Raw genomic sequence first — 17,657 nt, 5'->3', positions numbered from 1 at the left:
GCGGTGATCGAAGGCGCGGTGCCGGAGCTAAAGCCGCCGCACGATACGGGCGGGCGCGAGCCTGCCTCCAATGTCGCACAGGGCGCGTGGGTTCTCTATGAATGGGCGAACCAGACCTATTTCTCGCTCATCACCATTTTCCTGTTTCCGCCCTTCTTCACGCAGGTGCTGGCCGCCAATCCGATCGAAGGTCAGGCGCAATGGGGCTATGTGCAGGCGACGGCCGGCATTTCGATTGCGTTGCTCAGCCCGCTGCTCGGCGCGATGGCCGATGCGGCGGGGCCGCGCAAACCCTGGATCGTCGTCACCACGCTCGTCTGCGCGGCGGGCTGTTTCGCGCTCTGGTTCGCCGTGCCGGGAACGCCGCTGCTGCCGGTGATGATCGCGCTTGTCGTCGCCGCCATCGGCATGGAATTCACGATCATCTTCGCCAATGCCATGCTGCCGACCATCGCGTCGGACCGGCGGATGGGGCTTTTGTCGGGCATCGGTATCGGCGTCGGCCAGCTTGCCGCGATCGTCGCGCTGGTGCTGGTGCTGATCCTGCTGCAATTGCCGGGTGAAGTGGAAGCTTCCTTCATTCCCGCCGAGCCGATCTTCGGCCTCTCCAAGGAAGCGCATGAAACGGACCGCATCATCGGGCCGATCTCGGGTCTCTGGTTTGCCGTCTTCATGCTGCCCTTGCTGCTGCTGGTGCCGGACCAGAAGAGCCGCGGCATCAGCCGCACACAAGCCGCGCGGGAAGGTCTCACGCGCCTCGTTGCGACGCTGCGCTCGGTGCGCCATTTCCGCAATGTCGCGCTCTATCTTTTCTCACGCATGCTTTTCTATGACGGCATGACGGCGATCTTCGTTTTCGGCGGCATTCTCGCCGCCGGGATTTTCGGCTGGGGCGCGATGGAGATGGCCGTCTACGGCATCTGGGTGACGCTCTTTGCCGCTTTCGGCGCTTTCGTGGGCGGTTGGGTCGATCTCCGGATCGGCTCGAAGCGCACGCTGGTCTGGTCGCTTCTCGGCGTGATCGGCACATTCCTCATGTTGTTATCCTTCGATCGGGACAAGATCTTTTATGTGATCGAGGTGCAGGTGGCGGCGGATGCGGGCGCCTTCACCACGTTGCCGCAGCAGCTCTTTCTGCTCACCGTCGGTTTCTTCGGGCTGTCGGTCGGGCCCGTCATCGCGTCGAGCCGCACCATGATGGCGCGGATCAGCCCGCGTGAAATGATGACGGAGTTTTTCGGCCTCTTCGCGCTGGTCGGCAAGGCAACGGCCTGGGTCGCGCCGCTCTTCATCGGTATCGTGACGACGATAACGCAGAACCAGCGCTTCGGGCTGATGGTCGTCGTGCCGCTGATCCTTGCCGGGCTGATCGGGCTTCTGTTTGTGAAAGAGGAGCGTTCGTCACCGCTCGCCGAAATTCACCGCCATTGAGACAATGACGTTCATTCAATAAAATGGCGGCACTTCTCGCCGCGCGAAATTCCAGGGACATGCACATAGATGGCCAAGAAGAAATCCCTCAGCCAACGGCTGGTCCGAAGCTTCTATTACAAATACTTTGCCCGCAATATTCTCTTCGAGCTGCAGATGCGCGCCCGCGCGCAATCGGCCGACTATGCCGAAGCGCATATGGCGGATGCGATCATCTTCGAAGATGCGATCAAGATGCTCAAATATTGCGTCAAGCAAGCGCCGGCGGGTGCCGTTCTCGAATTTGGCGTCGCGGATGGCGGTTCGATCGCCGACATCGCTTCGGTCCATAGTGGCATTGTGCACGGCTTCGACAGTTTCGAGGGCCTGCCGGAGGACTGGACGGGACACACCGAAACCGCCGGCACTTTCAGCCGCGGCGGCACGCTGCCCAAAGTTCCGAAGAATGTCGAGCTGCACAAGGGCTGGTTCAGCGACACGATCCCGGTGTGGAAGGCAAAGCATGCCGACAAAGTCGGCTTCCTGCATATGGATTGCGATATCTATTCGTCGACGCGCGACGTGTTGGCGCTGATGAAGGACCGGCTGCAGGTCGGCACCATCATCAAGTTCGACGAGTATTTCAACTATCCGGGCTGGCAGAGACACGAGTTTCGCGCCTGGAAGGAATTCGTCGAAGCGAACGGCGTCGAATATCGCTACATCGCCTTCACGTCGTTGCATGGTCGCGTCGCGGTCGAGATCACGAAGATCTGAACGATCCGTCTCAGTGGCGGAAGTGGCGCATCCCCGTCATCACCATGGCGAGGCCCTTGTCGTCGGCCGCCGCGATCACTTCGTCGTCGCGCATCGAACCGCCGGGCTGGATCACCGCAGTCGCGCCGGCTTCGGCCGCCGAGAGCAAACCGTCGGCGAAGGGGAAGAAGGCGTCGGACGCCACAACCGAGCCGATGGTGGCCGGCGTCTTTTCACCGGCGGCTTCGGCGGCGTCCTGCGCTTTCCGCGCCGCGATGCGGGCCGAGTCCACGCGGCTCATCTGGCCGGCGCCGATGCCGACGGTGGCGCCGTTCTTCACATAGATGATCGCGTTCGATTTGACGTGCTTGCAGACGCGGAAGGCAAATTTGAGATCGGTCATTTCCTGCGGTGACGGCGCGCGCTTCGTCACCACTTTCAGGTCAGCCAAGTCGATGCGTCCGTTGTCGCGCGATTGCACCAGCATGCCGCCCGCCACCGCCTTGAAGTTGAGGCCGGGTGTGCCGGCATCCGGCAAGCCGCCGGTGATCAGCAGACGCAGATTCTTTTTCGCGCCGATGATGCGGCGCGCGTCTTCATCGGCGTCGGGCGCGATGATGACTTCGGTGAAGATGCGGGCAATCTCTTCGGCCGTCTCACCGTCGAGCGGGCGGTTCGAGGCGATGATGCCGCCAAAGGCCGATACGGGATCGCAGGCCAGCGCCTTGCGGTAGGCGTCGGCCAGCGTTTCAGCCGTCGCGACGCCGCAAGGGTTTGCGTGCTTGATGATGGCGATGGCGGGGGCGAGGCCCGCGTCGAATTCGGCGACGAGTTCGAAGGCCGCGTCGGTGTCGTTGATGTTGTTGTAGGAAAGTTCCTTGCCCTGCAACTGGCGCGCATTCGAGACGCCGGGGCGGTTCTCGCCGGTCACGTAGAAGCTCGCCACCTGATGCGGATTTTCGCCGTAGCGCAGCGTCTGCTTCAGGCTGCCGCCAAAGGCGCGGTAGTCGGGCGCGGTTTCGCCCAGCGCATCGGCAAACCAGTTCGAGATCGCGGCGTCATAGGCCGCCGTGCGCGCATAGGCCTTCTGCGCGAGGCGCGAACGCAGCGCGAGGCTCGTGCCGCCCTTGGCCGTAATTTCTTCAATCACGGCCGCATAATCCGCCGCATCGACGACGACGCCGACATAGGCGTGGTTTTTCGCTGCGGCGCGGATCATCGCCGGACCGCCAATGTCGATGTTCTCGATGCAGTCGTCATAGGCCGCGCCCTTCGCCACCGTCGCCTCGAAGGGATAGAGATTGACGACAAGGAGGTCGATGCCGCCGATCCCGTGCTCCTTCATCGCCGCGGCATGGGCCGCGTCGTCGCGCACCGCCAGCAACCCACCATGCACTTTCGGATGCAGCGTCTTCACGCGCCCGTCCATCATTTCGGGAAAGCCCGTCAGGTCGGCCACATCCTTCACCGGCAGCGCCGCATCCTTGATCGCCTTCGCGGTGCCGCCGGTCGAGACCAGCTCGACGCCCGCCCCGTGCAGCGCGCGGGCGAATTCGACGAGGCCGGTCTTGTCGGAAACCGAAAGCAGGGCGCGGCGGACGCGCTGGATGTCGGCGGCCTTGGGATGGGGTTTGGCGGAGGTCATGGGGTGCGGGTTCCGGTGCGGAAGGGGATGGCCGGGCGATAGCATGAAACGAGGCCCCGCGCCAAGGCGATCGACGGGCCGCGCCGGTAGATTGGCTCCCTTATCTTTACCTCAAAGGTCATCGAAAAACCGGCCCGGCGCGGCTAGGCTGGCCCGCTTTTCACTATTCCAGCGAAAGAACGTCGCCATGAGCGCTGCCCTCGACATTTCCTATCTGCCCTTCGCAAATCTCCTCGGGATCGAAATTGTCGAGGCGAAACCGGAGCTTGTGGTGGCGCGGCTCGCGGTCCGCAAGGAGCTCTGCACAATCCCCGACATCCTGCATGGCGGGGCGATCATGTCGTTCGCCGACACGGTGGGTGCGGTCGCCACGGTGCTGAACCTGAAAGAGGGGGCGGCGACCACGACGGTCGAGAGCAAGACCAATTTCCTGGCGCCGGTGCCGCTCGGCGATGTCGCGACGGCCACTTGCGAGCCCTTTCACAAGGGTGGGCGGCTGATGGTCTGGCAGACGAAAATCACCCGCGGTGACGGACGCCTCTGCGCCGTCGTCACGCAGAGCCAGATGGTGCTGGAGCCGAAGAAGAAGGCCTAGAGCCGATCAACGTTTCATGGAAACGATGAACGACTCTAGGTCTTTGTTTTGTCGCGTTTCCGGACGGTGAACCGGCCTCCACTTCACCTGGAAACGCTCTAGCGCTCTTCAGGCATGCCGAGTTCGGGCAGTTCCGGCACCTCTTCCTCGCGGGCCGCGCGGCCGGCATTGCGGGTCGAAAGCCGCCGCCAGGCCCAGTTGACGCGCGCCTCGCCGCGGAAAACCCGGCCCGTCACCACCACCTGTTCGGCGCGCCGCGTCGTGTCGCCGGAGCCGAGATAGACGCTTTCCTCGATCGCGATGTCGCATTCGCCGCCGCCTGCGCGGGCGCGGAATTGCCAGCCGTCGCCGTTCGAAAGCATCACCAGCACGTTGGAGCGGTCATGCGCCAGCGAGGCTTTTGCATCGGGATGCAGATGGAAGCGGATGGTGAAGCCGGGATCGGCGAGCGGCTTCGTCCAGAAGCGCCGCTGCCAGGGCAGGGCGCGGACGGGCGGCGCTTCCTCCAGCATGTCCTCGCCGCGCAAATCTTCGCCGGTCGCCGAAAGAAAGAGGCGCCGGCGATGCAGAAGACCGAAATTCCCCGCATAGCCGTCATGCGCCATGTCGAGCCAGACGCCGGCCTCGTTTTCGTTGCGGCGGCTTTCGACGCGGGCCGGCCCTTCCATGATGCGGGCGCCGAGCAGCGCGCGCGAGATTTTCCCGCGCAGCATGCGCGCCGATGATGTGTCGGCAAGCACCAGCGTCGAATGCGCGGCGGTGGCGCGGCTTGCCGCTTCCCAGTCGGGGCCCAGCACCTTCGTCGCGCCGCAATTGACGATCATGCGCGCGCGGCCGACGCTCATCTCGAAGGAGAGGCAGCCGGCATGCGCTTCGTGGCTGAAAGGGCCGGGCGGCGGCTTGCCGGCATCGACGACAAGGCCGGCCGGCCCGGCCGCGAGCCGCTGATAGCCCGAATGCGGCGCGTAGCCGAAGGGGCGTCCCTTGGTGTCGTCGCGTTCGAGCACGGCGTCGATCGCGCCTTCCGGTCCCTCGGTCGAGCCGTTGAAAAGCGCCAGCCGTCCGTCGCCATGGCGGAAGAAGCGCAGCATCGGCATCATCCGGTCGATCGCGTCGCGGATCGGCTTCGGGACTTCGATGCGCCGCATGGTCAGGGCTTCGCGCAACGAGAGCAGATCGAGCAGGATCGACAATTGCGCCGACGGGTTGCGGCTGACATGGCCGCCGTCGGGAAGGATCTGCCGGTTCAACTCGCGGCAGAGAAGCGCGATGCCTTTCTTCAGCCGCCTGTGGCCTTCCGAAAGACAGAGACCCGAAAAGGCGAGGCCGATGGCCGCGACGATGCGCGGTTCGCCGGCCGGCGCCATCGCGGCGACGCGCGAAAGGTGACGCGCCTGGCGGGCCATGTTGCGCAGCAATGTCGAGCGATAGACAAGTTCGGTGCCGTCGATGATCAGCGCCCCGTTCGCAACCCATGAGGTCAGGCGGCGGCCGATCACCTGCGGGCGCCAGGCAACGGCATGCCAGTTGCCTTCGGTGGAGATCCAGTCGGCGACGAGCTTCTGCGCATAGGCGCGCGCGGCGTCGCCCGTGCCTGCCGCATGGGCGGTCGTGAAATGGCGCAGCCAGGAGAAGCCGTGCAGTTCCTCCGCCCAGGTTTCGCTCGGCGGATCGGCGGCGAAGGGCGAGGAACCGCCCGGGGCGCGCAATTGCCCGCCGGGCAGGAACCACAAGCCCTGAAACAGCGCGTCGGCCTTCGAGGCGCGGCCGGGCCGGAGTTCGGCGGGATAAAGCACCATGTGATCGGGCATCGGCCCGCGCAGCGTCTGGCCGTAGAGCCAGCTTCCGAAGGCGCGGGCAAGGCTTGCATCGCGAATGCGAATGATCGCGGCGGCGGCGAGGTCCGCGGCGCGATTGCCCGAGGCCGCGCCGGCGCGGGCCAGCGCCTGTGCCTTGCTCTCCCGGTCGGTTCTCGCGCCTTCAATGGTCATGGACCGACGGCTGCCTCCGGACAGGGTTCGCCGCGCGCGCTACCGGGCGCCGCGCAACGTCGCGATGTTTTTCGCATAGGCGGAAGGTCCGCCCTTGAATGTCGCGGTGCCGGCAACCAGCACATCGGCGCCGGCCGCAATCGCGCGCGGCGCCGTTTCGAAATTGATGCCGCCATCGACTTCGAGATCGACGGCGCGTCCCGACGCATCGATCCGTTTGCGGATGGTTTCGATGCGCGGCAACTGGCTTTCGATGAAGCTCTGGCCGCCGAAACCCGGATTGACCGACATCACGAGCACGAGGTCGATGTCGCCGAGAAGCGGCCACAAGGCTTCGAGCGGCGTGCCGGGATTGAGCGACAGCCCGGCCTTGCAGCCCGCCGCCCGGATCGCCTGGATCGTGCGGTGTGGGTGCGCGCCGGCTTCCGGGTGAAACGTAATGATGTCGGCGCCCGCGCCCGCGAAGGCCTCGATGTAAGGATCGACCGGCGCGATCATCAGATGCACGTCGAAGACCTTGTCGGAATGGGGCCTCAGCGCCTTCACGACATCGGGGCCGATGGTGATGTTCGGCACGAAATGCCCGTCCATCACATCGACATGGATGTAGTCGGCGCCCGCTTCGGTTATGGCGCGGACCTCCTCGCCCAGCCGGGCGAAGTCGGAGGCCAGTATCGACGGGGCGATCTTGATGCCGCTCATGGCCGAAGCTCTCTCGGTCGGGGGTGTCCGAATTGCCGGATCGGGCAGTTCGGGCTTCTGATTTCAGTGATTAACAGCTAGATTCCTGCGGCGCAAGAATGAGCGGCGCCGGCCGGCTGGCCGGGCTGCGAGGAGAACCAGTGACGTCAACACAGCCGCAGCACGGCCCGGTATTGAGTTTCCGTCAGCGGCTCACCTGGATTGCCCATTTCTTCAAGGCGGTGGTCCGCCAGTATCTGCGCCCGATGGAGCGTGTGCTGCGGCCGCTTCTGCCCGAGGACGGGGTCGCGGTCGATGTCGGCGCGCATGCCGGCCATTATTCCAAGGTGCTGGCGCGCCTCGTGCCGCAGGGCCGCGTCTATGCTTTCGAGCCCGGTGCTTATGCGCATTCGCTCCTGAGGCTCGTCGTGGCTGTCCTCCGCCTTTCCAATGTGACCATTGTTCCCACGGGACTTTCCGACCGTCCCGGCGCCGAGGTTCTGCATGTGCCGATCAAGCGCCGGGGGACGGTCGGGTTCGGCCTCTCGCATCTCGGCACGGATACGAGCGGCCGGGCGATGGTTGAAGAGGAGATCCGGCTGACCACGCTCGATCTCTTTGCCGAGGAGGCGGGGCTTGCCCGGCTCGATTTCATCAAGATCGATATCGAGGGCTGGGAAGCACATTTTCTGCGCGGCGCAATGAAGACGGTTGAGCGCTTCAGGCCGGTAATGCAGTTCGAAATCCAGGACGAGATGCTGGCGCGGGCGGGCTCGACACATGCGGAGATTTTCGACGCGCTGGCGCCGCTTGGCTACCGCGTTTTCAGGCTGACCAGCCAGCATGGACCCGGCATCGAGCCGGTGGACGGATTTGTACATTCGGCCGATTATATCTTCGTGCCGGCTGAAAAGGCAGCGCTCGTGCCGCTGTCCTGAAGGTCAGCGCTTGCGCGCGATCACGCGCAGGCCGGGTTTCAGATAGAACTCGAACTTCACGATGTCGAAACCGTGACGATCCAGAAAACGGCGCATCGCGTCGCGCGTAAAATAGATCAGATGATCCGGCGGAAACACTTCGTTCCAGTCGGTGAACTTCTTCGGCACGCGCCAGTGTCCGGCATCGGGCGTCGTCAGATAGAGCACCGCTCCCGGATTGACCCGTGGAGTGAGCGCGGCGAAATATGTGTGCGGATCGGAGATATGTTCGATCACCTCGGCTGAATAGATGAAGTCGAAGTTCCCCCATTCAGGCGGCAGGCTTTCGATCGGCCCGGCATGGTACTGTCCGCCCGGAAACAGATTGCGTGCAATGCCGACGCTCTCATTGTCGATGTCGATGCCGTAGGCTTCGAGGCCGAGCTCGTGTGCGGCCTCGACTGCGGTTCCGACATTACAGCCGACATCGAGAAAACGCTTTCCCGGTGCGCACTTCATATAGCGGCGGATGCGGCGCCGGGCGCGTTGCACCTTGCGTTTGGCCTTGCCGGCATAGCTCTGGTTCGATCCGTACTGGTCGTAGATCGCTGTGATTTCGGCCGCGCCGGGCATCGGGTGAACGAAGGAAAAGCCGCATTCGCGGCAGCCGAATAGTGCATGACCCTTGTGCGCACCGAGCGGTGTAAATTCGGTGCCGCCGCATATCATGCAGCGCGTGGGCATTCCGGTCTCTGTTGCGGTATCGGGCACGATGCTAAAACTCCCCCGTTTTGGCGTGGCCAGACTGCATATCGCCGCCGCCGCCGTCAAATGGAAAGCCCGGGTTCAGCCCGGGCGGACGAGCCGCGCCGCATAAAATCCGTCCATGCCGCCTTGTTCGCCCAGATGACAGGGGAGGCTGCGCAGGTCGCCTGCGGCGGTGACGATGCCGTCGATACTGCCGAGTTCCGCCGCGCGGGCGGGCTCGCGGCAAAAGCCGGTATGCGTGTCCAGAAATTCCTCGACGCGTGCGACGCCTTCCTCCGGCTCCAGCGAACAGGTGCAATAGACAAGCGTGCCCCCCGGCGCCACCAGCGTCGCGGCATGGGCGAGAAGCTTCGTCTGCAAGCGCGCCAGCTTGTCGCGGTCGGCGGGCGATTTCAGGTGCAGCACGTCGGGGTGGCGGCGCGCCGTGCCGGTCGCGGTGCAGGGCGCGTCGAGCAGCACATGGCTCCATATCCGCCCCGGCGCGAAGCTGCTTGCGTCGGCCACCACCGTTTCGGCTTCGAGGTTGAGGCGCGCGAGATTTTCCTTCAGCCGTTCGAGGCGGGGGCCCGAACGGTCGAGCGCCGTTACGCGTGCGCCAACGCCTGCAAGCTCCGCCGTCTTGCCGCCGGGCGCGGCGCAGAGGTCGAGCACGTCGCGGCCCGCGACATCGCCCAGCAGTCGGGCCGGCAGCGCGGCGGCGGCGTCCTGCACCCACCAGGCGCCTTCGGCAAAGCCCGGCAGCGCTTCGATGCGGCCGGCACCCTTGAGACGCAACGTGCCGGCGGCCAGAATTTCGGCGTTGAGTTCCGCGGCCCAGCGTTCGCGTTCGTCGGCGCGCTTCACCGAAATGTCGAGCGGCGGGTCGGCATAGTGCGCGCGCACGATCGCCCGCGTCGTTGCCTCACCGTAAGTCCCCACCCAGCTCTCCCAGAGCCAGCCGGGCGTGTCGAGACGTTCCGTGTCGAGAGCATCGAGGGTGGCCTTTCCCTCGCGCGCGAGGCGGCGCAGCACCGCATTGACCAGCGATTTGAAATGCCGCGCGGCGCTGTCATGGGCCGCCGTCTCGACGCCGCTGTCGACGGCGGCATGGGCGGCGACGCCCAGAAACAGGATTTCGGCGGCGCCGGCGCGCAATATGTTTTGTGTCGGTCCGGCGCGCTTCGGCAATTCCTTGTCGAGCATCTGCGCCAGCACATGATCGATGCTGCCGAGGCGGCGCAGCGTCGTTGCCGCGATCTGGCGGGCGAAGGCGCGGTCGCGCGGGCTTGCGTCGCGCAGATGTCCGCTTGCGGTCTCGACGGTGAAGGCTTCGTCGAGCGGGCGGCGGCGCGTCAGCACCGCGCCGAGCAGTTCGGCGGCGCCGCGCCGCGCGGCAAGGCCCGGCGCGACGGCGTTTTCAGGGGCAAAATCGTTCATGGGGCGAGGTTAGAGCACAGGCCCCGTCTCAACACAAAGCGGAAGGAAAACGCTCAGCCCCGCGTCCGGCCGGCGGCCATGCCTTGCGCCAGCTTGCGCAATTCTGCGACGCGGTTGCCGGTCGCCGGATGGGTCGAGAACAGGTTGTCGCGGCCCTCGCCGTTCAGCGGATTGACGATGAACATATGCGCGGTCGCCGGGTTGCCCTCGGCCTGCGCATTGCGCGTCCGCCGCGCCGTGGCGTCGATGCGCTCCAGCGCCGAGGCGAGCCAGAGCGGATTGCCGGAAATTTCGGCGCCGCCCCGGTCGGCCGAATATTCGCGCGTGCGGCTGATCGCCATCTGCACCAGCGCCGCCGCCATTGGCGCCAGGATCGCCAGCGCCAGCACGCCGATAAAGCCGCCCGGCGCATTGCGGTTGCCGCCGAAGAAGAGCGCGAAGTTCGCCAGCATTGAAATCGCGCCGGCAATCGTCGCCGTCACCGTCATGGTCAGCGTGTCGCGGTTCTTGATATGCGCCAGTTCATGCGCCATCACACCGGCGAGTTCCTCCGGCGTCAGCATTTCGATCAAGCCGCTCGTTGCCGCCACTGCCGCGTGTTCGGGGTTGCGGCCGGTCGCGAAGGCGTTGGGCTGCGGCGAATCGACGATATAGGTCGCGGGCATCGGGATACCGGCGTTCTGCGCCAGCCGCTGGACGATGCGGTAATAATTGGGCGCCGACGTTTCGTCGACGCGCTGCGCCTTATACATGCGCAGCACGATCTTGTCGGAATTCCAGTAGGCAAAGAGGTTCATGCCCGCCGCGACGACGAGCGCGATCGCCGCGCCGCCGGCGCCGCCGATCAGATAGCCGATCCCCATGAAAAGCGCCGTCAGCGCGGCGAGCAGCATGAAGGTCCTGACCGTGTTCATTGTCTGTCTTTTCCGTCTCGTTCCGTTTTCCGTGCGCGCGGCTGGCGCGCGGATTGTTCACGATCTATATGTAGTTCGCAGGCCGCCGCTTCAAGGAAAACCGGAATTGCCGCCGATGACCGAAACGCCCGAAACGCCCGAAACGACGCCGAAAGAACTGACGCCCGCGGCGAAGCGGGCGCTTGCCGAGGCCGAAGCGCGGCGCAAGGCGGCGGCGGAAGCGGATGCGCCCCGCGAAATCGGCGGACGCCCCGGCCCCGAGCCGACGCGCTATGGCGACTGGGAAAGCAAAGGCATTCTCAGCGACTTCTGATTTCCGGTCCTGGCTGCAAGCTTCGCCATCGAGAGACGCGCCGCATTGGTCGCGGTTGTGCTTGAAGACGGCCGGATCGTGTTGTAAAAATTAGGAACAAAGTCCATTTAAGGACTTTATTCCCAATACCGGTGCCGTCATGCGTGCGTATCTCGCTGTCCTCGTTGTTGCCGCTTCTTTTGCGGGCTCGGCCGCCCCTGCCGCCGAGCGGCTGGCGGGTCCGGTCGAGGCGGAGGTTGTGCGCGTCATCGATGGCGATTCGCTGGTGGTGCGCGCCCGCATCTGGCTCGGGCAGACGGTCGAGACGCATGTCCGGCTTGCGGGCATCGACACGCCGGAGCTACGCGGCAAATGCGCCGAGGAACGCGAAAAGGCCGAAGCGGCGCGCGCGGCGCTCATTGCCTTTCTCGGCGAGGGGAAAGTGGCGCTTTCCGGCATCGAGGCCGACAAGTTCGGCGGCCGTGTCCGCGCGCGGCTGGCGAGCGCCACGCATCGCGATGTTGCCGAAGCGATGATCGCCGGCGGTCATGCGCGGGCCTACGACGGCGGCGCGCGCGCCGGCTGGTGCCGAGTGGCGGCGGTGGAGTGACTACCCCGCCCGGTTCTGCCGGTTGTCGACGAGATCGGTGACGACGCCCGGATCGGCCAGCGTTGAGGTGTCGCCGAGATTGGAAAAATCATCCTCGGCGATCTTCCTCAAAATGCGCCGCATGATCTTGCCCGAGCGGGTCTTCGGCAGGCCGGGCGCGAACTGGATCAGGTCGGGCGAGGCGATCGGGCCGATTTCCTTTCGCACCCATTGCACCAGCTCCTTGCGCAGCTCTTCGGACGAAGGTTCGCCGGCGTTCAGCGTCACATAGGCATAGATGCCCTGGCCCTTGATGTCGTGCGGATAGCCGACCACGGCGGCCTCGGCGACTTTCGGATGGGCGACCAGCGCGCTTTCGACTTCCGCCGTCCCCATGCGATGGCCCGAGACGTTCAGCACGTCGTCGACGCGGCCGGTGATCCAGTAATAGCCGTCCGCGTCGCGGCGGCAGCCGTCGCCGGTGAAGTAGCGGCCGGGATATTGAATGAAATAGGTTTCGACGAAACGCTGGTGGTCGCCATAGACGGTGCGCATCTGGCCGGGCCATGAATCGTCGATGCAGAGATTGCCGCTGGTCGCGCCTTCCTGAACATTTCCTTCGGCATCGACGATCACAGGCTGCACACCGAAAAAGGGCCGTGTCGCCGAGCCGGGTTTGAGGTCCGTCGCGCCGGGCAGCGGCGTTATCAATATGCCGCCGGTTTCGGTCTGCCACCACGTATCGACGATCGGGCAGCGGCCGTCGCCGACGACGCGGTGATACCAGAGCCAGGCTTCGGGATTGATCGGTTCGCCGACCGAGCCCAAGAGCCGCAGCGACTTGCGGCTGGTCTTCTTCACCGGTTCGTCGCCTTCGCGCATCAGCGCGCGCAGCGCCGTCGGCGCGGTGTAGAAAATATTGACATTGTGCTTGTCGATCACCTGCCAGCAGCGCGAGGCGTCGGGATAGTTCGGCACGCCTTCGAACATCAGCGTCGTCGCGCCGTTCGCCAGCGGCCCGTAGAGAATATAGCTGTGCCCCGTCACCCAGCCGACATCGGCCGTGCACCAGTAGATGTCGCCGTCGTGATAGTCGAACACATATTGATGCGTCATCGAGGCATAGACCATGTAGCCGCCGGTCGTGTGCAGCACGCCTTTCGGCTTTCCGGTCGAGCCGCTCGTATAAAGAATAAAGAGCGGGTCCTCGGCGCCCATTTCCTCCGGCGCGCAGTCGGCGCTCACTTTCGCCGCCGCCTCGCCATACCAGACGTCGCGGCCCGCTTTCATCCCGACCTTGCCGCCGGTGTGCTTCACCACGATCACCGACTTCACGTCGGGGCATTTCGTCAATGCTTCGTCGGTATTGGCTTTCAGCGGAATCTTGCGGCCGCCGCGCACGCCCTCGTCGGCCGTGATGACGCAATTGGAGGCGCAGTCGACAATGCGGCCGGCCAGCGCGTCGGGCGAGAAGCCGCCAAACACTACCGAATGCACCGCGCCGATGCGCGCGCAGGCGAGCATCGCATAGGCCGCTTCCGGGATCATCGGCATGTAGATCGTCACGCGGTCGCCGCGCTTCACGCCCTGCGCTTTCAGCACATTGGCAAAGCGGCAGACGGCCTCATGCAATTCGCGATAGCTGATTTCCTTGTGGTCCTTCGGATCGTCGCCTTCCCAGATGATCGCCGTCTGTTGCCCGCGCTTTTCGAGATGCCGGTCGATGCAGTTGACGCTGGCGTTGAGGGTGCCGTCCTCGAACCATTTGATCGAGACGTTGTGCGTGTCGAAGCTCGTATTCTTGATTTTCGTGTAGGGCTTCATCCAGTCGATGCGCAGGCCCTCGCGGCGCCAGAAATTTTCCGGGTCGTTGACGCTCGCCTCGTACATCTCGCGATATTTCGCGTCGTCGATCGCCGCGCGCTTTTTCCACTCGGCGGGCACGGGGAAAATTTCATCGGACATCGGGGCCTCCCTTGCAGGCGCGTTTCTCGTTGGCGGCATTATGTCGGGCGCGAGGTGAGGGGACAAGGCGGGAGGGTTGGCGCCGCCACATCCATATGTGTCATCCCGGCGAAAGCCGGGATCCATGGGCGGCTCCTCATGTGCCGCGCGTCAGATGGACCCCGGCTTTCGCCGGGGTGACATCATTCTTTGATGCCCGCCAGCCTGGCTATTTCCGCCTCGCTCATCCCCGCCTCGCGCAGCACTTCCGCCGTCTGCTCGCCGAGGCGCGGCGGATGGCGGCGAATGCTCGACGGCGAGGCCGAAAACCGCACCGGCGGCTTCAGCGCGAAATAGCCGCCGGCGTGCGGGTGTTCGTAGCGGCCGAAAAAGCCGACGGCCTGTAAATGCGGATCGTCTTTCAGGTCGTCGAGCCGGTTCATCTTGACCACCGGGATCGACAGCGGCTTCAGCAGCGCCAGCCATTCATCCGTCGTCTTCGTCTCGGTCAATTCCTCGATCATCGCGTAAAGCTCGCGGATGTTCTGCGTGCGGGCGCGATAGGTGTTGAAGCGCGGATCGTCGGTATAGACGCCGGGCTTGCCCGCCACTTCGAAAAACTGCTGCCACTGCTTGTCGGAATAAGGCAATAAGCCGATATGGCCGTCGAGCGTCTTGTAGGGCCGGCGGTCCGGGTTGGTGATGCGGCCATAGGTCCAGCCGCCCGTCGGCGGATCGTAGACCTGGTCGTAGAAATGTTCGGCGAGCACGAAGGAGGTCACCGCTTCGAGCATCGGCACTTCGACGAATTGCCCCTCGCCGGTGCGTTCCTTGTGAAAGAGCGCGGCGGTGACGGCCTGAACCATGAACAATCCCGACACCTTGTCGGCCATGATGGTCGGGATGTAGCGCGGCTTCGGGTCGCCGTCCATGCGGCCCAGAAGATCGGCGGCGCCCGAGCCCGCCTGGATCAGATCGTCGTAAGCGGGAAGTCCCGCGTAAGGCCCGTCCGAGCCATAGCCCGCCGCATGCACGAAAATAATGTCGGGCTTGACCGCCTTGATGTCTTCATATGACAGCCCGAGCTTCTTCATCGCCGCATAGCGGATGTTCGACGCGATCACATCGGCGGTTTCGACGATCTTCAGCAGCGCCGCGCGGCCGTCCGCGCTTGCCAGATCGAGCAGCACCGAGCGCTTGTTGCGGTTGATGGTCATGAAGATCGGACCGAGATCGGCGCTCGCCCCTTCCGGCAGGTGGCCCGGCCAGCGCATGATGTCGCCGCCCTGTCCGCCGCCGCCGGTCGGCGAGGGCGCCTCGACCTTGATCACGTCGGCGCCCATGTCACCGAGGATCTGCGTCGCATAGGCGCCGAAAACCACGGCGGTCAGATCGACAATGCGCACGCCTTTCAGCGGCCCGCGATTTTCGGTTTCGAGTTCTTTTCTCTGGCTCAACTTGGACTTTCCTACCTGTCGGTATTTCTATTCGCCGATCGTTTTCAGCAGGTGTTCCTTCAATTCCTTTTTGTTCGGCTTTTGATCGTCTCGCTCTGGAACCCTGAATGGGTGACCTTCCCATTTCGCGTAGGTGGAATGCGAGATTGCGGGACTAATTCGAACTTTCCATGAGTCTGGATCAATTGAGATGAGATGTGCGTCGAACAATCGATGCAGATCGACACGAAGCAGAACGCCATTGTAGATCCGATCCGATCTTGGGCCGAAATACTTGCCAATGTGGGATGCTTCGAGCGCTGTCTTTACATCACAATTCGTGATGGCGCATCGGTGACGGTAGGCTTCAAGAATCATCCTTCGGAAAGCCGGTTGCCCCGGCCTGACAGGTGTTCTGCGATTGGCAAACCGCCGATGATCGTCGGTCGGTATGTCGTGGTCGATATCTTCGTCGTGCTGGCGGGTGGCAGAGTTGTCTGAGAAACTCCGAAGTATCTCCCTGTACTGATCTTCTTTCAGGGGAAAGATATTTGCCTGCTTCGAAAATCCCATCTCTGCAAAGACGGGCAGCAGTGAGAGGAACGCGTCTTCCTTTAGGTGCGAGACTGGAAGCTGTAGGGATAGGTTCGTAGTAGGCGCGACTATCACTCGATAGTCTGTTGGTTTGAACTTGTTGATATCTGTTATGTACTCCCGCTCGACGGAGGACATAGCGCGATCTTTGGCACTATCCGTGACCTCGACAATTCCATAGATGCCGCCGTTTGTACCGCTTTCAAAAAGACACGCATAATCACCGACAGAGATCGGGCCAAATTTCTCTGAGTTGCGCCAGACGTCCCATGTGAGTTTGCCCAAGTCTTCGAGCGCGTCGCGCACGCGATACTTTTCGATCGAAGTGCGAAACAACCAGAAAGACATTTCTCACCTCTGGGCCCAATTCGAGTTCTCGGCCTCGCCGTTCCATTCATATAGAATGTCTGGCAGCCCCTCCTCATTGTCGGCGCCGTTGGTGCGGCGCGTCTCGGTCAGTTCGTGCCGCTCGTAGAAGCGGCGGGCGCCGAGATTGGCCTGAAACGTCCACAGGGAAAAGCCCCCCGGCAGTTCGGCCTTGGCCTTGCCGAGAAGAGCCGAGCCTGCCCCTGCGTTCTGCGCGGCGGGATCGACATAAAGATGATGCAGCCAGCCGGGCTCCAATGCCGCGAAGCCGAGCAGCGTGCCGTCGCGTTCCGCCAGCCAGACCGCGCTGCGCTTCACCACGCGGCGGATGAAGGCCCTCGTGTCGGCATCGCCGTGGAGCCGCGGCAGATAGGTCATGCCGGCGCGCGCCGCGATAAACACGCGCGCCACCTCCGGCCAGTCGTCCTCGGTCGCGCGGCGGATTTGCATGGGGTTATTTTTCGAGACGGCAAATCAAAAACAGAAGTGTCATCCCGGGATTTATTCCCGGGACCCAATCCACGCCGATTTTCATTGCGCCGTCAATCGCGGGCAATGCAGCACGTCAAAGCTCTTGCTGAGGGAACCAATGGGCCCCGGCAACGAGTGCCGGGGTGACACTTTTGGGTTGGGTTTGCTCTGCGTCTCTGCGCAACAGTTCATTGCATCACCCTCAGGTGCCGGTTCCTACTGCGAGCGGCGGTCTTTTACCGGCCTGCACTCAGCCGCAACGCAAAACTGCGTCTCGCCGGTCAGTCGATTGATCTTGTAGGACGCGGGAGCGCCGCGGGTCTGTACACCTTCGATGTGATAGATGCCGAGCAGCAGAACGGCGGTGATGAAGCCCGCGACAAACGATACTCCCAATAGTACCCACTTCATCATGCCCTCCTTGCCGGAACGGCACATATTACACGATGAAGGAGGCAAGGTCGCGCTTTACCCCAGACCCTTCACCAGCAGCACGCATCCGTCCGTCGCGGCTTCGCGGTCGGCCGAGATCGCGCGGTATTCCGGCGAAAAGGCCCATCGCCGCCACGAAGCCTCGTCGGGAAACTCGATCAGCACGATCTTCGTGCCTGACCATTCGCCTTCCACGAGGTGCGGGTTTTCATCCGCCGCCAGCAGCCGGCCCGGATGATCCTTCATCGTGTCGAAGAAGCGCGCCGCATAGGCCTCGTAGCGCGCCCGGTCATGGATCGTGAATTGCGCCAGTGCATAAACGGTCATGGGCCGCTCCCTCGCGTTTCCTTTCGCAGGATGCTGCGGGAGCGGATGCTGCGCGGGAAGCCCGCGAATGCGCGAAGGGGTTTGCAGACAACAGGGAATCGGCGCTTCGCAAG

18 protein-coding genes are annotated in these 17,657 nt (G+C 63.9%); 6 read left to right on the top strand and 12 right to left on the bottom strand.

Going from position 1 to position 17,657, the window contains the following annotated elements:
- Positions 1 to 3 precede the first annotated feature (3 nt).
- The gene (locus tag KF719_RS09765; RefSeq protein WP_293510627.1) at positions 4 to 1,431 is read left to right on the top strand and encodes an MFS transporter; all 1,428 of its coding nucleotides are present in this window, start codon (positions 4 to 6) and stop codon (positions 1,429 to 1,431) included.
- Positions 1,432 to 1,500: 69 nt separating this feature from the next.
- Complete coding sequence (locus tag KF719_RS09760; RefSeq protein WP_293508526.1) at positions 1,501 to 2,187, top strand: TylF/MycF/NovP-related O-methyltransferase; 687 nt, start codon at positions 1,501 to 1,503, stop codon at positions 2,185 to 2,187.
- A 10-nt stretch (positions 2,188 to 2,197) separates the two neighbouring features.
- Here the strand turns inward: KF719_RS09760 and purH are convergent, their stop codons facing one another.
- On the bottom strand, positions 2,198 to 3,811 hold the full coding sequence (gene purH / locus KF719_RS09755) for a bifunctional phosphoribosylaminoimidazolecarboxamide formyltransferase/IMP cyclohydrolase (RefSeq protein ID WP_293508525.1): 1,614 nt from the start codon (positions 3,809 to 3,811) through the stop codon (positions 2,198 to 2,200).
- Positions 3,812 to 3,998: 187 nt separating this feature from the next.
- Here purH and KF719_RS09750 point away from each other — a divergent pair, with 187 nt between their 5' ends.
- Positions 3,999 to 4,406 (top strand): PaaI family thioesterase, encoded by a 408-nt coding sequence (locus tag KF719_RS09750; protein ID WP_293508524.1) that lies wholly within the window; start codon positions 3,999 to 4,001, stop codon positions 4,404 to 4,406.
- 98 nt (positions 4,407 to 4,504) lie between these two features.
- On the opposite strand, the gene KF719_RS09745 is transcribed toward KF719_RS09750, so the two are convergent.
- Both KF719_RS09745 and rpe read right to left on the bottom strand, forming a co-directional pair.
- The gene (locus KF719_RS09745; RefSeq protein WP_293508523.1) at positions 4,505 to 6,397 is read right to left on the bottom strand and encodes a heparinase II/III family protein; all 1,893 of its coding nucleotides are present in this window, start codon (positions 6,395 to 6,397) and stop codon (positions 4,505 to 4,507) included.
- 39 nt (positions 6,398 to 6,436) lie between these two features.
- Positions 6,437 to 7,099: a ribulose-phosphate 3-epimerase gene (gene rpe / locus KF719_RS09740; RefSeq protein WP_293508522.1), complete on the bottom strand. Its 663-nt coding sequence runs from the start codon at positions 7,097 to 7,099 to the stop codon at positions 6,437 to 6,439.
- Positions 7,100 to 7,239: 140 nt separating this feature from the next.
- Between rpe and KF719_RS09735 the strand changes: the two genes are divergently transcribed.
- Positions 7,240 to 8,016 (top strand): FkbM family methyltransferase, encoded by a 777-nt coding sequence (locus tag KF719_RS09735; protein WP_293508521.1) that lies wholly within the window; start codon positions 7,240 to 7,242, stop codon positions 8,014 to 8,016.
- 3 nt (positions 8,017 to 8,019) lie between these two features.
- On the opposite strand, the gene KF719_RS09730 is transcribed toward KF719_RS09735, so the two are convergent.
- From KF719_RS09730 to htpX, 3 genes are all read right to left on the bottom strand, one after another.
- Positions 8,020 to 8,739 (bottom strand): class I SAM-dependent methyltransferase, encoded by a 720-nt coding sequence (locus KF719_RS09730; RefSeq protein ID WP_293508520.1) that lies wholly within the window; start codon positions 8,737 to 8,739, stop codon positions 8,020 to 8,022.
- A 102-nt stretch (positions 8,740 to 8,841) separates the two neighbouring features.
- Positions 8,842 to 10,179: a transcription antitermination factor NusB gene (locus KF719_RS09725; RefSeq protein ID WP_293508519.1), complete on the bottom strand. Its 1,338-nt coding sequence runs from the start codon at positions 10,177 to 10,179 to the stop codon at positions 8,842 to 8,844.
- Between the two features lie 53 nt (positions 10,180 to 10,232).
- Positions 10,233 to 11,093: a zinc metalloprotease HtpX gene (htpX, locus tag KF719_RS09720; protein ID WP_293508518.1), complete on the bottom strand. Its 861-nt coding sequence runs from the start codon at positions 11,091 to 11,093 to the stop codon at positions 10,233 to 10,235.
- 115 nt (positions 11,094 to 11,208) lie between these two features.
- Here htpX and KF719_RS09715 point away from each other — a divergent pair, with 115 nt between their 5' ends.
- Positions 11,209 to 11,406, top strand: coding sequence for a DUF1674 domain-containing protein (locus KF719_RS09715; RefSeq protein ID WP_293508517.1), 198 nt, complete (start codon positions 11,209 to 11,211; stop codon positions 11,404 to 11,406).
- 139 nt (positions 11,407 to 11,545) lie between these two features.
- Positions 11,546 to 11,995: a thermonuclease family protein gene (locus KF719_RS09710; protein WP_293508516.1), complete on the top strand. Its 450-nt coding sequence runs from the start codon at positions 11,546 to 11,548 to the stop codon at positions 11,993 to 11,995.
- Here KF719_RS09710 and acs read toward each other — a convergent pair whose 3' ends face one another.
- The 6 genes from acs to KF719_RS09680 all read right to left on the bottom strand — a co-directional run bounded on the left by acs (position 11,996) and on the right by KF719_RS09680 (position 17,544).
- Positions 11,996 to 13,939 carry an acetate--CoA ligase gene (acs, locus tag KF719_RS09705; protein ID WP_293508515.1) on the bottom strand — a complete coding sequence of 648 codons (1,944 nt, stop codon included), beginning with the start codon at positions 13,937 to 13,939 and terminating at the stop codon, positions 11,996 to 11,998.
- A 182-nt stretch (positions 13,940 to 14,121) separates the two neighbouring features.
- The gene (locus KF719_RS09700; RefSeq protein ID WP_293508514.1) at positions 14,122 to 15,375 is read right to left on the bottom strand and encodes a CoA transferase; all 1,254 of its coding nucleotides are present in this window, start codon (positions 15,373 to 15,375) and stop codon (positions 14,122 to 14,124) included.
- Positions 15,376 to 15,402: 27 nt separating this feature from the next.
- Positions 15,403 to 16,296 (bottom strand): EVE domain-containing protein, encoded by an 894-nt coding sequence (locus KF719_RS09695; protein ID WP_293508513.1) that lies wholly within the window; start codon positions 16,294 to 16,296, stop codon positions 15,403 to 15,405.
- Between the two features lie 3 nt (positions 16,297 to 16,299).
- Positions 16,300 to 16,764, bottom strand: coding sequence for a GNAT family N-acetyltransferase (locus tag KF719_RS09690; protein ID WP_293508512.1), 465 nt, complete (start codon positions 16,762 to 16,764; stop codon positions 16,300 to 16,302).
- Positions 16,765 to 17,001: 237 nt separating this feature from the next.
- Positions 17,002 to 17,199 carry a hypothetical protein gene (locus KF719_RS09685; RefSeq protein ID WP_293508511.1) on the bottom strand — a complete coding sequence of 66 codons (198 nt, stop codon included), beginning with the start codon at positions 17,197 to 17,199 and terminating at the stop codon, positions 17,002 to 17,004.
- A gap of 54 nt (positions 17,200 to 17,253) precedes the next feature.
- Positions 17,254 to 17,544, bottom strand: coding sequence for a DUF1330 domain-containing protein (locus KF719_RS09680; RefSeq protein WP_293508510.1), 291 nt, complete (start codon positions 17,542 to 17,544; stop codon positions 17,254 to 17,256).
- Positions 17,545 to 17,657 lie beyond the last annotated feature (113 nt).

The sequence above is a fragment of the Parvibaculum sp. genome, assembly GCF_019635935.1.
GTDB lineage: Bacteria > Pseudomonadota > Alphaproteobacteria > Parvibaculales > Parvibaculaceae > Parvibaculum.
This window is presented reverse-complemented; position numbering and strand designations above follow the sequence as displayed.